Consider the following 14,912-nt stretch of genomic DNA (forward strand, 5'->3'; position numbering starts at 1 on the left):
GAAGTTCCTATGCGGACATGCCGGACTGGCCGCGCTTTCGGATAGCCACTAGCCCGCCGAGCAATTTTGCCCTGTTAAGCTCGTAGTGGCTGTCGAAAAACAGAATATCGGCAAATTGCCCGGCCAACCTGCTGACACCGAGCGGATCGACCGACTGCGCTACCCCGAATTCCTTGATCTCGCGCAACAATGTCTTGGTCGGCGTGATCTTGGTGGTGTCTTCGCCAGGCGGCTGCCAGTCGAGGTCCTCGATGAAATACCAGCCACCCTCGGCAAGCAGCGGAAAGAACTCGCGCAGCGTCAGTTGTTCGTCATAGGAGGCGTGGCTGCCGTCGTCGATGATTACGTCGAGCGAGCCTGGCTCGACCTTCGCGGCGACGCCGCGCAGATCGTCCAGCTTGGATTGGTCGCAAACGAACGATTTGAACCTTTCGTTGTTCAGACGAGAGAAATCAGTGAGGTCGACGCCGATAACCTGGCAGAACGGAAAGTAGCTCTGCCACAGCGAGACGGATGGGGTTTCGGTCTGGTTGCCCTCTGACAAGCCCCGACAGAGGCCGATCTCCATAAGTCTGCGCATGGACATCCGCCGCGCCGACAACAGGCGATCGTAGACCCTCGCATAAAAATGGCGGTTGCCGGTGTGCCGGTTCTTGTCAGTGTTGAATTGGTCGGCGAGTTTTGTGAACGCGGGGAAGCCGTCGAGCGGGCTGATCAGCTGCGCGATGAATGGGGCGCTTTTTTCTTCAGTCCTCGCTTCGTTGCGCGCCGTCCAAAGGTGGATTCCGAAAACGCGCTCATCGTTCAAATAGTCAGCCAGTTCCGCGATCGGCTTTTCAAACTTGTCTATCTCCGTCCAGTCGATCGAGTTGAAGAACATCGGGCTGAATAGCCAGTCGTGCAGCTCTGAGCCTGCGTCCGAGGCGATGTAATCGGAGAGAAGCTTTGGTCCGATGTCACCGAATTCCTTGCCGGATGCGGCATGGAAGCGCTCGATCGACGTTTCATAAAGCGCCCTGAGGTGTCGGCTGTAGGGTTTGGCATAGATGACGTTGCCACAAACAAAATGGCCCTTGTGCGATCCACGCCACTGCAGATTGAAGAAATGATCGCCGCTGAAGGGAAACGGCCGCAGCATGACAATGTCGGAATCCATCCACAGCCCGCCATGCTCGTACAGCACGGCGTAGCGGAAGAGATCGCTGAAATACCTGATCTCGGAATTGGCGACGATGCGCTCGAACATGGTCCGAGGCATGACATCGTCGGCGGCGCACACCTCAACGCCGTGCGGCAGCAGGAACTCCAACCGCTTCGGCGAATAGCTCCACACGCGCACCGGATGGCCGGCCGCTCTCATCGAGGTGGTGGCGGCGATAAGGGTGCGGTGCTCGGCCTTGTCGGAAAGCACCTCGTAGAAGCAGTGGATCTGCGGCAGTGCCGCGCCGTCGCTGGCGAACGGCACGATGCGCTGATCGAAATCCCGCGACTGCCGGCGCCGTTCCGCCGGGGAGTCGACCGCTGACAGGAAGGGCGCGAGCTTGCGGAAGAATTCCTCTGTTGTCCGGCCCGGACGGAACACGAAAGACCTCGGTGCGGTGGGTGCGTCGGCGCCGTTTGGGCCGTCGTCGCTGATGCGGGATCTGATCCGATCAGCATCTCCCACGCCCCCCGAAGCGAGAGGTGGTGTCGGCTTGACGCCGGCACCGGCAACGGTAAGGCCGGAAGCCAGGTCTGCAATGCTGTCGAGGCAAGCTGCGACCTCGTCAGCCTCTACCGTCGCAATCCATGAATCGCGATCGCCTGAGCCGTAGGAGATCATGAGCCTCCTGGCGTCGGGATGCCAGGCAAGCCCGGCAGCAAACTCCACACCTTTGGCATTGAAGTAGACGGGCCGCGAGACCTTGGTGAGACGGTACGCACTGTCGAACCAGACGAAGCGGTGCTGGTAGTAACGTTGGGCCTCGTTTGCCCTTGCGCGCGCCTCGTGTATCAGCGCCAGCCAGCCGCCGTTGAACGAAATTGCCTGCGAACCGCCGCTGAACTGTGGCGCTGCGATCGCTGGCTCCTGCTCCGAAAACGTCCGACCATCCTCGCCCAGTATCTTCGTGGGGTCGCACAAATAGATGAAACGGAGCCGTTCGCTGCCGTCGGAAGCGCGCTCGACCAGCGGCATCCAGTTCTTCTCGTGCTGCCGTGGGCCGGCCGGGCGGACGACGCGCCAATCGGTGAGGATATGCGGTCCGAGCCCACCGTCTTCAATTCTTGCCAGCACCTGCTCACACCATCCCTCCGGCGTGAGCTGGCGCACGCAGGCGAGCCCCCAAAGCTTGTCGCGCCAGGCGAACAGCCGCATGTCCTCAAAGCCGAGCACCTGATCGTAAGCAGGCGACGGCAGATCGGCCGGCGGCAGCACTTCGCTCACGCTCTTCACTACGAGATCGCTGTCGAGGCGCAGCAAGAAGTTGCGCGTGGTGATCGGCGCGTTGCCGGGCGTGGCGTATTGGCCGTCGTCGGTCAATTTGTAGTTTACGGTGCGCTGCAGCAGCACGATCCCGTCGCCGAGGCGCGCTACAGAAGGGTTGATGGCCACGTAACCCGCCGGCGCGGCAAAATTTATCTGCCGTGCCTTGAAGGACGGCATGATTTCGTTCGCCGGCCGCGTATAAAAATATAGATTGGATCGCGCCAGGTCCCTCGGCGCGTCGCCGATCTCCCGGTTCAGCGCCAGCCAGTTGCAAGCCGCGAAGCCTCGATCCTTACGCGCGGGATCGCGGGAGTAGTTCGCAGCGATCGCATATTCCTCCATCATTCCCGCCGTGTAGACAAAATCCTCCAGGAACAGGATGTCCTGTTCGGGTCGCCTGATCGCCAGTCCGGCTTCCGAAAACAGCACGCTGGCGTCGTTCATGCCTTTCTCGCGATAGTGGTGGGCAAGGTCGTATAGCGGCTCGGCGCGCTGCGGACGCTGGTTGAACGCGGCGAGCGCCTGGCGGATGAAGCCTGCATCGTCGCCCATCTTCTTGAGGCACCGGGCCTCCTGGAGACGGGCGTTCCATGCCTCCTCGTCCCAGCCGCCCATCGCTGCACGCTTGGCGTAGGCCACCGCCGCCTCCGCGGTCCGACCGGCATCACGGTAGGATTGTGCCAGGTAGAACCAGTAGCGATGGTTCTCCGGGTCCTTGTCCAGGGCACCCAACAGAAGTTTGATGTCGCGCTCGAATTTGTCGACGCGGTTCGAACCCGTGGCGTGATCCTTGTACCAGACACGTCCGAGTTCCTGCACGCCGCCGGGCACGTCGATATACTCGTGGGTCACGCCGTGGTAGCGCGCATTGGCGTCGCGCCTGACCAGGCGTGTGTTCCAATAGGCAAGGCCTGAATCCGCCCGTTGCAGCAACCGATAACCGGGCGCGTCGAGGCGTTCGCGGAATCCCGTGTCTTCAACAACAAGCTGCATGTCGGCGTCGTCAAACAGCAGATAGTCATAGGCGAGCGGCGACGCGTAGGCATGGTCGAGCGCGGCGTTGCGCGCCTGCTCGAAATTGTGGAACGGAAATTCATGCAGCTCGCCAGGCACATTGCGCGCGGCGAAGAACGATCGGATGAAGTTCTGCGTTCCATCGGTCGAGCCGGTGTCGCCGATGACCCAGCAATCGATATGGTCGGCAACCGCGCCGAGACAGCGCTCCAGGTTCGCCATCTCGTTCTTGACGATCATGTTGAGGCAGAGGCGCTTGCCGTTTGTCATATGAAGACTGTGGCCTTCCCTGATGCTTCAAGTCTTGGGCGGTTGCGCCGTAAGCCACCCGAAATGGCGATTGCCTTGGAAGAAAATTCTTGCGCCGAGTGCTTTGCTACATGCCCACAGCACAAGTGTCTTCGCCTCATTCATGTTAGTCAGGACTTTCGCGGTGACAAGGACCTGCGGGCCTCGACCGTGTCTCAAGCACACCCAGCCGCACTAACCTCGCCGATCGAACTCTCGTGATTTTTTCGCCGACGCGGCGCTTCCACCCTAAGTGGCGAATTTGCAAAGATATTCGGACACGAGCAGTCATGTCGATGTTCAATTGGCAAGGGCAGTCATGGTCCTGCGATTCATAATTCGGTAACCAAGCCATTTACAAGTTGATAATTTTCGAATTTACTAATACCTAATGCAACCGGGGGTGGGTCGCAGATCAAGCGAAGGGCCGCGCTATGCGGACGTCTGCGAAGCTAGGAAGGAATCCAGGAGCAAGCCACTTTCATGCGTAAGGACGTTGTTATTGGTGGCGTGCCATGGGGACGGGCGCTTTGACTTCAGCTATTGGTCAAAGTCCCGCCAGTTTTCCCAATTGAAGTTTCTTAGCAAGTAGTCGGTTCCCTCGCCGGTTCGTCGCCGCGAAGTCGCGACACGCGTGATGGAGTTGACAGTGTTTCGAGTGTTACCGGCTGCCGGATGGTGCCGTGCCAATGTTGGCGCGCACGACCACATTTCCCGGCCTTTCCCGAACTTTTCCGCTCGCAACGGTGGCCCTGACGAAACGCGTCGTCTAGCGCGGCCACGGGTCCGCGAACCTCTCCTGGAATTGAACGATTCCCAGCCCTGTCACCGGGATCCGGCCGGTTCGTTGGTTGGCCCCCCGCATCGACTGGAGCATGAGACCACGAGACAAAAGAAGACAGCGGCAGAAGCCGCCGTCGATCAAGGAGGATTGTCATGAGCTACACGGCAGGTTTTGCGGTGATGGAAGTTACCATTCGAGGTGTCTTGCCCATCGGCGAGAAGACCGAGAATGAAAACTATTTCATTCTAGATACGGCCAAGAGTGCGATTGTCGGCCAGGTTGTACTTCCAAAAACCGTCCAGCGAAGCCTCGCCGTTGCGCTCACCGTGAAGGTCCCAAGCAGCGCCCAAGCGCTTGCAATCGGCACCTTTGACGACAGCGGGAATTTTCAGGTCGCCGATTTCCTCCGTGTAGAGACCCCGACTGTCGGACATCCAGGCGGCGCTGTCGGTCCATCCGGAAGATGACTGCTCCCTGGCCCCTTTTTCCCAGCGCTCTCCGCCTAAGCCAACGGGCGGTTTCCTTTTGAATCGAATTCAAACCCAACAGGAGCCAGTCATGGCCCGTGCGTCTGAAATTCTATTTCTGGATCCTTCAGTCTCCGACCTCGACACCGTTCTTGGCAACCTCAGGCCTGAGGTTCGGGCTGTCGTGCTCGACAGCCGTAGGCCGGCAGCGCAGCAGATCGCCGCTGCGCTTGCAGATCACGAGGCGCTCGACGCGGTCCATATCATGGCGCATGGCGCGCCGGGACGGGTTCAGTTCACCGCGGGAGAGTGGTCCGCCGCCACGCTGAAGGATGAAGCCGAGGATGTCGCCACGATAGGCAGGGCGCTCGCTGCTGGCGGCGAGCTGCGGCTGTGGAGTTGCGAGACGGCCGCAGGGAATTCTGGCGAAACCTTCGTTGCGGCGCTGGAATCAGCAGTTGGCGCAGACGTTCTGGCGTCCAAATCATTGGTTGGCGCGGCGGCCCTGGGCGGCGCCTGGGAACTGTCCGCCGGCGCGTCCCGGCCCCTACCGCCGCTGACCTCGAATGGGTTGGCGCACTACGCCGGGGTGCTGGACGGGGGAAACCTGACGCTCACAGGCATCACGGATTCTGGTTCCAGTAAAAATATCAACACATACTATCTTATTGATACAAATGGCACGGCTGCTACCACTGATGATACGGTGGTTGGCAGCTTCAATCTTCCATCGGCGGCGAATTCAGCAGCTCCAAATTTTTCGATATCCGTAACTGTACCTGACTCTACTCATACTTATCTCATCTATGATTCTGGTTTTCATCTATACGGTACGCTTACTCCTGTTGTTCCTGCCACCAATCCTCCGACCTATACTTTCACGACCACGGCCATCAATAGTCCTAGCGGTTCGGGCAATGATGGCAACCACTTTACCGGAGGTCTCCTGACCGTCACGTCGACCGGTGCGACGGGCGCAACAGGCCCGGCAGGCCCGACGGGCGCGACGGGTGCTACCGGCGCAACGGGGGCCACCGGTGCGACTGGCGCAACGGGCGCCACCGGCGCAACCGGGGCCACAGGAACGACTGGCAACACGGGCTCAACTGGTGCGACTGGCGCAACGGGCGCCACCGGCGCAACCGGGGCCACAGGAGCGACTGGTGACACAGGCGCGACGGGCTGGACGGGAGCGACCGGTTCGACGGGTGCCACCGGCTCGACGGGAGCAACAGGCGCGACCGGAGCAACTGGCGACACAGGTGCCACCGGTGCGACTGGCCCAACCGGTGCGACGGGCTCGACCGGGGCAACCGGTGCGACTGGTGACACAGGCGCCACTGGCGCCACTGGCGACACGGGAGCGACGGGCTCGACTGGCGCAACTGGCTCGACCGGAGCGACTGGCGACACAGGTGCCACCGGTGCGACTGGCGACACCGGTGCGACGGGCTCGACCGGCGCAACCGGCGCCACTGGCGCAACTGGCGACACGGGAGCGACGGGCTCGACTGGCGCAACTGGCTCGACCGGAGCGACTGGCGACACAGGTGCCACCGGTGCGACTGGCGACACGGGAGCGACGGGCTCGACTGGCGCGACTGGTTCGACCGGAGCAACTGGCTCGACCGGCGCAACCGGCGACACAGGCGCAACCGGTGACACGGGTGCGACAGGCTCGACGGGTGCAACTGGCTCGACGGGCGCGACCGGTTCGACCGGAGCAACTGGCTCGACTGGAGCAACTGGAGCTACAGGTGCGACGGGCTCTACCGGCGCAACCGGCGACACAGGCGCAACCGGTGACACGGGTGCAACAGGCTCGACGGGTGCCACAGGCTCGACTGGAGCGACCGGCTCGACTGGAGCTACCGGCTCGACTGGAGCGACCGGTTCGACCGGAGCAACTGGCTCGACTGGAGCCACAGGTGCGACGGGCTCTACCGGCGCAACCGGCGACACAGGCGCAACCGGTGACACGGGTGCAACAGGCTCGACGGGTGCTACCGGAGCGACCGGCTCGACTGGAGCGACCGGTTCGACCGGAGCAACTGGCTCGACTGGAGCGACAGGCTCTACCGGCGCAACCGGCTCTACTGGAGCAACAGGCTCGACGGGGGCAACTGGTTCGACGGGTGCCACTGGCCCGACGGGGGCGACCGGTTCGACCGGAGCGACTGGCTCGACGGGAGCTACTGGCTCGACCGGAGCGACCGGCTCGACGGGTTCAACCGGCTCGACGGGTGCCACAGGCTCGACTGGAGCGACCGGTTCGACTGGAGCGACCGGTTCGACCGGAGCAACTGGCTCGACCGGAGCGACTGGTTCGACCGGAGCGACCGGCTCGACGGGAACGACCGGTTCGACCGGAGCGACTGGTTCGACCGGAGCGACTGGTTCGACCGGAGCGACCGGCTCGACGGGAACGACCGGCTCGACTGGAGCGACCGGCTCGACGGGTGCCACCGGTTCGACCGGAGCGACTGGCTCGACCGGAGCGACTGGCTCGACCGGAGCGACTGGCTCGACGGGAGCTACTGGCTCGACCGGAGCGACCGGCTCGACGGGTTCAACCGGCTCGACGGGTGCCACAGGCTCGACTGGAGCGACCGGTTCGACTGGAGCGACCGGTTCGACCGGAGCAACTGGCTCGACCGGAGCGACTGGTTCGACCGGAGCGACCGGCTCGACGGGAACGACCGGTTCGACCGGAGCGACTGGTTCGACCGGAGCGACTGGTTCGACCGGAGCGACCGGCTCGACGGGAACGACCGGCTCGACTGGAGCGACCGGCTCGACGGGTGCCACCGGTTCGACCGGAGCGACTGGCTCGACCGGAGCGACTGGCTCGACTGGAGCCACCGGTGCGACCGGAGCGACTGGTTCGACGGGAGCAACCGGTTCAACCGGAGCAACTGGCTCGACTGGAGCTACAGGTGCGACAGGCTCTACCGGCGCAACCGGTGCAACCGGTGACACGGGTGCAACAGGCTCGACGGGTGCCACCGGTTCGACCGGAGCAACTGGCTCGACGGGAGCTACTGGCTCGACCGGAGCGACCGGTTCGACCGGAGCGACTGGTTCGACGGGAGCAACCGGTTCAACCGGAGCAACTGGCTCGACTGGAGCTACAGGTGCGACAGGCTCTACCGGCGCAACCGGTGACACGGGTGCAACAGGCTCGACGGGTGCCACCGGCTCGACTGGAGCGACTGGCTCGACTGGAGCGACTGGCTCGACTGGAGCGACTGGCTCGACTGGAGCGACTGGCTCGACGGGTGCCACCGGTTCGACCGGAGCAACTGGCTCGACCGGAGCGACCGGTTCGACCGGAGCTACAGGTGCGACAGGCTCTACCGGCGCAACCGGTGCAACCGGTGACACGGGTGCAACAGGCTCGACGGGTGCCACCGGTTCGACCGGAGCAACTGGCTCGACGGGTGCCACCGGCTCGACTGGAGCGACTGGCTCGACGGGTGCCACCGGTTCGACCGGAGCAACTGGCTCGACTGGAGCCACAGGTGCGACGGGCTCTACCGGCGCAACCGGTGACACGGGTGCAACAGGCTCGACGGGTGCAACTGGTTCGACGGGTGCCACTGGCCCGACGGGTGCGACCGGAGCAACCGGCTCGACCGGTTCGGTCGGTCCGACAGGCCCGACTGGAGGAACCGGTCCAGGAGGTGAAACCGGCAGTCATGCCAACAACGGCCATGGCAACGGACAACAACCTCCGCCCGGTAATTCCGGCGACCATAACAATGGCGATAACGGCATCCACCAGGGACAGGGCAACTCCGCAGGTGGCCAAGGCAAGGGAGGTGGCGGCGGTAACAATGCCAGCGTCACAGCCAACACGCTTGGGCTCAAGGACACGACGCAGTTCCTGCAGTCGGGTTCGTCCGGCGGCGGCTCTGACGGCCATGGCACCTTCCGGCAACTCGTCGGCCAGGCGGTCAGTTCGATGACGACCGATCTCTTGAACGTTCTCAATGCGGTCAAGGGCTTCGGTGAGAACCAGAACCGGCCGTCCGGCTCCGCGTCCGACCTGACCACGGACAAGGGCAGGCAGGGCGCCGGATTCGGCAACACCGACGACACGCTGAAGAACGCTTTGAAGGATATTCTGAAGCCGCATGGGTAGGGGCGAATGGTGGTCGGACGGACTGAGTTGAAAGTCCGCCCAGGATCCAGAGAGGGTTGCGCGGGCTCTGCAGGAATGCATGGCCCGCGCATCCCCTTTCGCGGGCGAGCGGGACTCGTGCAGTCAGGCCGCTCGGCGTACAGTATAGACAGCCGCAGAGCTCCGGCGCGTGTTGGCCCATTGAGGCAGTCTCGAACGCTCGTCCGAGCGACGGAAGTAGGGTAGATGGTTGGTGTACCTATCAACGCCGAGGGCCAGCCGGTCCTGATCAGGGCCGAGACGAAAACGGATGCGTCCGGCAAGACTGGGCGAGAACGCGAAGCCCTACGAAGTCCTGGCGGGCCTGCCGAGTTCGACCGGCTTTCGCCGCGCTTGAAGGCGATGTCGCGCGTCGCTCGCTATCACGGTGTCGAGCTCGACCCCAACGAATTCAGGGCGGCGAGCGCCAGCCCGGCTCCAAGCGCCGCCGATCTTTCCCAGTGGGCGCAGAATGGCGGTATGTGGGCGCGCGCTGTCCGTATCCGCTGGTCGCATCTTCTACGCTTCGAGCAGACGGGGCCGGTCGTCCTGCTCTTCAGTGACGGTGGCGCGGGCCTGCTTACCGGGGCGAGTGTCGAACGGAATATCGTTTTCCTAAAAAGCGTCGATGCGCCCGACGATGCCGAAGGCGTGCCGATTGACGAGCTTCGGCTTTTGCAGGTTTGGTCGGGTGAAGCCGTTCTCTTGCGGCCGACACGATCCTTCATCGCGGCGGATGCGCCTTTCACCTTTCACTGGCTGGTCGACCTCGTGCGGCTGGAGAGCCGGCCGCTGCGCGATATCGGCATCGCCTCCTTCACGCTCAGCATCCTGACCATCCTGCCGCCCCTCATCGTGATGACGGTGGTGAACAAGGTGCTGCAGTTCAACAGCATATCGACCCTTGTGCTGCTGAGCGCCGTGATCGCCGTTGTCTTCGCTTACGAGACGCTGCTCGGCCACGCACGGCGGATGATCATCAATGTTGTCGGCGCCCGGCTGGACACCAAGCTGAACTTGCACGTCTTCAGCCGGCTCCTGCGCTTGCCGCTTGACTATTTCGAGCGGCATCCGGCCGGCGAAACCATGTACCACCTCGCGCAGGTCCACCGCATACGCGAATTCCTCACCGGAAAGCTGCTGAGCACGTTTCTCGACCTGATCACTCTGTGCGTGCTCATACCCGTGATGTTCTACATAAACGCCACGCTTGCCTGGATTGTGCTCTTCTGCGCGGGCGTGATCATGGCGATCATCTTTGCCTTCCTTGCGCCGCTCCGCCGGCGCTACCAGCAAGTGGTCGACGCAGAGACCTGGAAGTCGGCCGCGCTCGGCGAAACGGTCGTGGGCATCAAGACCGTCAAGGCGCTCGGTCTCGAACCGCAGCGCAAGGCGCTGTGGGATGAGCGTGTGGCGGAGGCAGGCAAGGCGCGCCTCTCTTTCGGGCAACTGGCGAATTGGCCGCAGACCCTCGTAACGCCTATAGAGCGTGTCATGGTCCTCGGCACCATGTTGATCGGCGCTTATCTCGCGATGAACGACCGATCGGGCTATATGGTCGGCAGCCTTTTTGCCTTCATGATGATCGCTCAACGCGTTGCCCAGCCGCTGGTCGGTCTAGCTCGGCTGGTCGAGGACTACGAGGAGGTCGGGGCTGCGATCGGCGAGGCCGCGTCGGTTCTTAACCGCCCGTTGGAAAGCAGTTCCGCTTCCGCGGGCCTAAGGCCAAAACTCGTCGGCGAGATAAAATTCAGCGATCTGACCTTCAGTTACATCGGAACCAAGACGCCAGCGCTCGACAGGGTCAGCTTCGACATTCCGGCTGGCACGATGTTCGGCATCGTTGGTCGGAGTGGGTCGGGAAAATCGACGATCGCGCGCCTGTTACAAGGGATTAATCGCGACTATAGCGGCTTTCTCAAGCTCGACGGGGTCGATCTCAAGGAGATCAACCTACGTCACCTTCGTCAGGGCCTCGGTGTGGTCCTCCAGGACAATTTTCTCTTTCGCGGCTCGATCAGGGACAACATCATCGCCGGACGCGCCGGCTTGACTCTTTCCGACGCCATGCGCGCAGCTCACCTCGCAGGGGCCGCCGAGTTCATCGAACGCATGCCAAACGGCTACGATACCTACATCGAGGAAGGTTCGCCCAACGTGTCGGGCGGCCAAAGGCAGCGGCTGGCAATCGCGCGCGCGCTTATCCACGATCCGACCATCCTCTTACTCGACGAGGCGACCAGCGCGCTCGACCCCGAGAGCGAGGCGGTCGTCAGCGCCAATCTTATGCGCATCGCCCGTGATCGCACCATGATCATTGTCTCGCACCGGCTTGCCTCTCTGACCGAATGTGACCAGATCCTGGTCATGGATCAGGGCAAGGTCATCGACGTCGCACCTCATTCGGTCCTGCTGGAGCGGTGTGGGGTCTACCGCCAGCTCTGGTTCCAGCAGAACCGTCATCTTGACGGCCGGCATGGCCGTCTGGCGGCCGTACCGCCTCGGCTGACGTGAGCCCGGCTAGCCATGAGCAGCACCACCTATCCCATCCTTTCTGTCCGCCGGCGCAAGACGGAAGCACGCGATCCGACACTGCCCGCCATCTTGGAATTCCAGTGGCCATCGACGGCCGTCGCCAATGCGCCCATACCGCGAGTGGCGCGAAACATCGTCTGGATCATCTGCACACTGGTTGTCGCGTTGATAACGGTCTCGGCACTGATACCGGTCGATCAGGTTGTAACGACACGGGGCCTGGTTGTCTCACAATCTCCCAACATCATCGTTCAGCCGCTGGAGACAGCGATCGTCCGCTCCATCGAGGTGCGCGAGGGACAACAGGTAAAAGCCGGGCAGGTGTTGGCTCGCCTCGACGCGACTTTCGCCTCGGCCGATCTCACGGCGTTGGCCACCCAGGTCACGACGCTCGAAGCCGAAGTTGCCCGACTGAAGGCCGAGGCCGATGGACAACCCTTCACCTATGATGGATTGGATCCGAGCTGGACGCTGCAGGCCTCGATCTTCGATCGCCGCAAGGCGGTCTACGATGCGAAGCTGGAAAGCTTTGACCGCCAGAGCGACGAGCTAAGCTCCGTCATTTCGCGCTCTCAGTCAGACGCCGAGGGCTACCGGCAGCGCCTTGCCGTTGCCGGGTCGATCGAGGAAATGCGCAAGCAGCTCGAGGTACGGCAAGTCGGCAGCCGTCTCAATACACTTCTGGCCGAGGACAACTCGGCGGAGATGTCGCGCTCGCTCAGCAACGCCGAGCAGACGACGGAAGCCGCCAAGCGCCAACAGGCCGGTCTTGCCGCAGAGCGCGACGGCTACATCCAGAGTTGGCGGGCCGAAGTTTCGCAAAGTCTGTCGGAAGCCAATTCCCGTATGTCCGATGCCCGCGAATTGCTCAACAAGGCGAAGCTGCGCAAGCAACTGGTGGAACTGAAGAGCGAGGCTGACGCCACGGTGCAATCTGTGGCCAAGGTTTCCGTAGGCTCGGTCCTGCAGTCCGGGGAACGGTTGATCACGTTAGTGCCCGCCGACGCGGTGCTCGAAATCGAGACCAATGTCGTCGGCCGCAGCAGCGGCTTCGTCCACGTCGGCGATCCGGTGGCCATCAAATTCGATACCTTTCCCTATTCTCAATATGGCTTGGCTCACGGAACGGTTCGCACGGTCAGCCCCGACTCCTTCTCGGCCAGGGAGCAGGCGCGCGACCCGAACAGTTCGTTGGCCATGTTGCCGTCCGACGCCGAGCTGTTCTATCGCACCCAGATCTCAATCGATGACGTCGCCCTGCATGGCGTGCCCTCAGGCTTCGCAGTAAGTCCCGGCATGCCGGTCACCGCGGATGTAAAGGTAGGCCGCCGCACGGTCCTCAAATACATTCTCGGCGCTATGCTGCCGATTGGTCAGGAAGCGATGCGGGAGCCTTAAGATGGCGATCCTTGATCGGTTGACTGGGTTGCACCCGTCGTTGGCGTTGCGCAGAGCGGTTCGCCTTGCCGAGAGCGGGAAGCTCGCGGAAGCCTTTCCCCATGCCGCGATCGCCGCTCGCGCCGGTATTCCCGAAGCCGAATATCGCGTCGCCCGCTCTTACCTCGAAGGTTCAGGTGTGCCGCCAAGCCGATCGGAGGGAGCGCGATGGCTGCGTAAAGCAGCTGATCACGGAAACGCAGATGCTCAGGCCCTTCTCGCAGCGCTTTTCGTGGCCGGTCTGGCCGTGAACGAAGACGACCCTCTAGGCAAGAGTTCGCAGCGCCTATTCGAAAAAGAATCCCCACAGGCGCCGGCCTTTTCGATGGCTCTCCACTTCGCCAGCAAAGCGGCCGAAGCTGGATCGGCAACCGGGCAGGCCGTTCTCGGCTACATCCTGAGCAAAGGCCCCAAAGCAATGCGCGACCTCGATGCCGCGCATAGCTGGTACGAGAGATCCGCGGCAGCGGGCTGTCCGGAAGGTTGCCTGGGTCTTGCCCTCTCGCTCGCCAGGCGCAAGCGCCCCGAGGATAGGGGAAGGATCGCCGCCGAGGTGCAACGCGCGGCGGACGCAGGTCTGCCGACAGCCATCTATCTTCTGGCTGCCCTTACTGAGCACGGGATAGGTGTACCGGTTGATCTTCAAGCCGCGGCGCAGCTGTATCAGGTCGCCGCAGAGAAAGGTCTCGCATCTGCACAGTTCAGGCTTGGTCTCGCGTTGACCGAGGGCAGCTTGGCAGGTCACGATCCGGCGGCTGGCGAGGCATGGATGCGTCGCGCCGCGGTGGCCGGAAATCTCGACGCCGCCTATCGCCTCGGCGAACGGTATATAAGAGGCCCCGAGCCCGACTACGCGGAGGCCGCCACTTGGTACAGGCGGGCCGCGGAGGCAGGGCATCCGGCAGCCGCTCGTGCCTTGGGCTCGCTTTATCTCTCTGGAAATGGAGTGGCTCAGGACGCCGAGGAAGGAAAGCGATGGCTGCGCGCGGCCGCAAAAGGAGGCCACCGGGAATCGCAGGTCGACCTTGCGAACCTCGTTCTCGAAGGTGCAGTCGGGCCTGACGACGGTGTCGATGTCGCGCGATGGTTCGAGGCGACTGCCCTGTCAGGTGACTTGGTCGCGGCCTTCAATCTCGGCCTCTGTTTCTCCGAGGGGGTGGGAGTAGGCAAGGACCAGGAGAGGGCGGCGCATTGGATGAGACGCGCCGCCGAAGGCGTGACGCAGGCTCAGTACATGTACGCACGCATGCTTCAAGAGGGGCGTGGTGTAGCCAGCGATCTTGCGCAAGCCCGCCTTTGGTTCAAGCGAGCGGCGGACGCCGGCATGGCCGATGCGCAGGCGGCTCTCGGCGAAATGCTGCTTAATGGGCGCGGCGGAGAACGGTCGTCGCTGGCCGCTGCGCACCTTTTCAAACAGGCCGCTGCCACAGGTCACGTGGGCGCAATGTTCGCGATCGCTGCGCTGTACGAAACTGGCGAAGGCGTGTCTTCCGATCACAAGGCGGCACAGAGATGGTTCGTGGCCGCCGCCGAGCGAGGTCATGGGCATGCACAACTCATGCTGGGCCGCTATCTCTCCAAAGGCGTCGCCGGCGAGCGCAACCCAGCTGCGGCTCGCATTTGGCTCGAGCGCGCGGTCGCTCAAGGTGTCCATGAAGCCGCCGATGAGCTTGCCGACCTCGAGCCGGCTTGAGATGTTCGTACCGTCTCGAGTATTTGGCGGGCTTCGGGGAAGCGGGGCGATTGTCGCGCGGCGCC

Annotated in this window: 7 protein-coding genes and 1 pseudogene; 7 read left to right on the forward strand and 1 reads right to left on the reverse strand. The window is 62.9% G+C overall.

Annotation, left to right across the window (positions count from 1 at the left end; translation table 11 throughout):
• Window positions 1-7: 7 nt before the first annotated feature.
• Window positions 8-3,298 carry a glycosyltransferase gene (locus tag ACR64R_RS00455; protein WP_487359740.1) on the reverse strand — a complete coding sequence of 1,097 codons (3,291 nt, stop codon included), beginning with the start codon at window positions 3,296-3,298 and terminating at the stop codon, window positions 8-10.
• A gap of 93 nt (window positions 3,299-3,391) precedes the next feature.
• Here ACR64R_RS00455 and ACR64R_RS00460 point away from each other — a divergent pair, with 93 nt between their 5' ends.
• The 7 genes and pseudogenes from ACR64R_RS00460 (at window position 3,392) to ACR64R_RS00490 (ending at window position 14,847) form a co-directional block, all read left to right on the forward strand.
• Entirely contained in the window at window positions 3,392-3,991 is a 600-nt protein-coding gene (locus ACR64R_RS00460) for a hypothetical protein (protein WP_487359741.1), read from the forward strand.
• 714 nt (window positions 3,992-4,705) lie between these two features.
• Window positions 4,706-5,020, forward strand: coding sequence for a hypothetical protein (locus ACR64R_RS00465; protein WP_487359742.1), 315 nt, complete (start codon window positions 4,706-4,708; stop codon window positions 5,018-5,020).
• A gap of 91 nt (window positions 5,021-5,111) precedes the next feature.
• A pseudogene (locus ACR64R_RS00470) lies at window positions 5,112-5,555 on the forward strand (DUF4347 domain-containing protein); the annotation flags it as partial.
• 3,429 nt (window positions 5,556-8,984) lie between these two features.
• A complete protein-coding gene (locus tag ACR64R_RS00475) occupies window positions 8,985-9,164 on the forward strand; it encodes a hypothetical protein (protein ID WP_487362592.1) in 180 nt (59 codons plus the stop codon).
• Between the two features lie 225 nt (window positions 9,165-9,389).
• Entirely contained in the window at window positions 9,390-11,696 is a 2,307-nt protein-coding gene (locus ACR64R_RS00480) for a peptidase domain-containing ABC transporter (protein ID WP_487359743.1), read from the forward strand.
• Window positions 11,697-11,708: 12 nt separating this feature from the next.
• On the forward strand, window positions 11,709-13,115 hold the full coding sequence (locus tag ACR64R_RS00485) for an HlyD family type I secretion periplasmic adaptor subunit (protein ID WP_487359744.1): 1,407 nt from the start codon (window positions 11,709-11,711) through the stop codon (window positions 13,113-13,115).
• Window position 13,116: 1 nt separating this feature from the next.
• Window positions 13,117-14,847 (forward strand): SEL1-like repeat protein, encoded by a 1,731-nt coding sequence (locus ACR64R_RS00490; RefSeq protein WP_487359745.1) that lies wholly within the window; start codon window positions 13,117-13,119, stop codon window positions 14,845-14,847.
• Window positions 14,848-14,912 lie beyond the last annotated feature (65 nt).

Source organism: Mesorhizobium sp. MC2-1-1 (assembly GCF_057597255.1).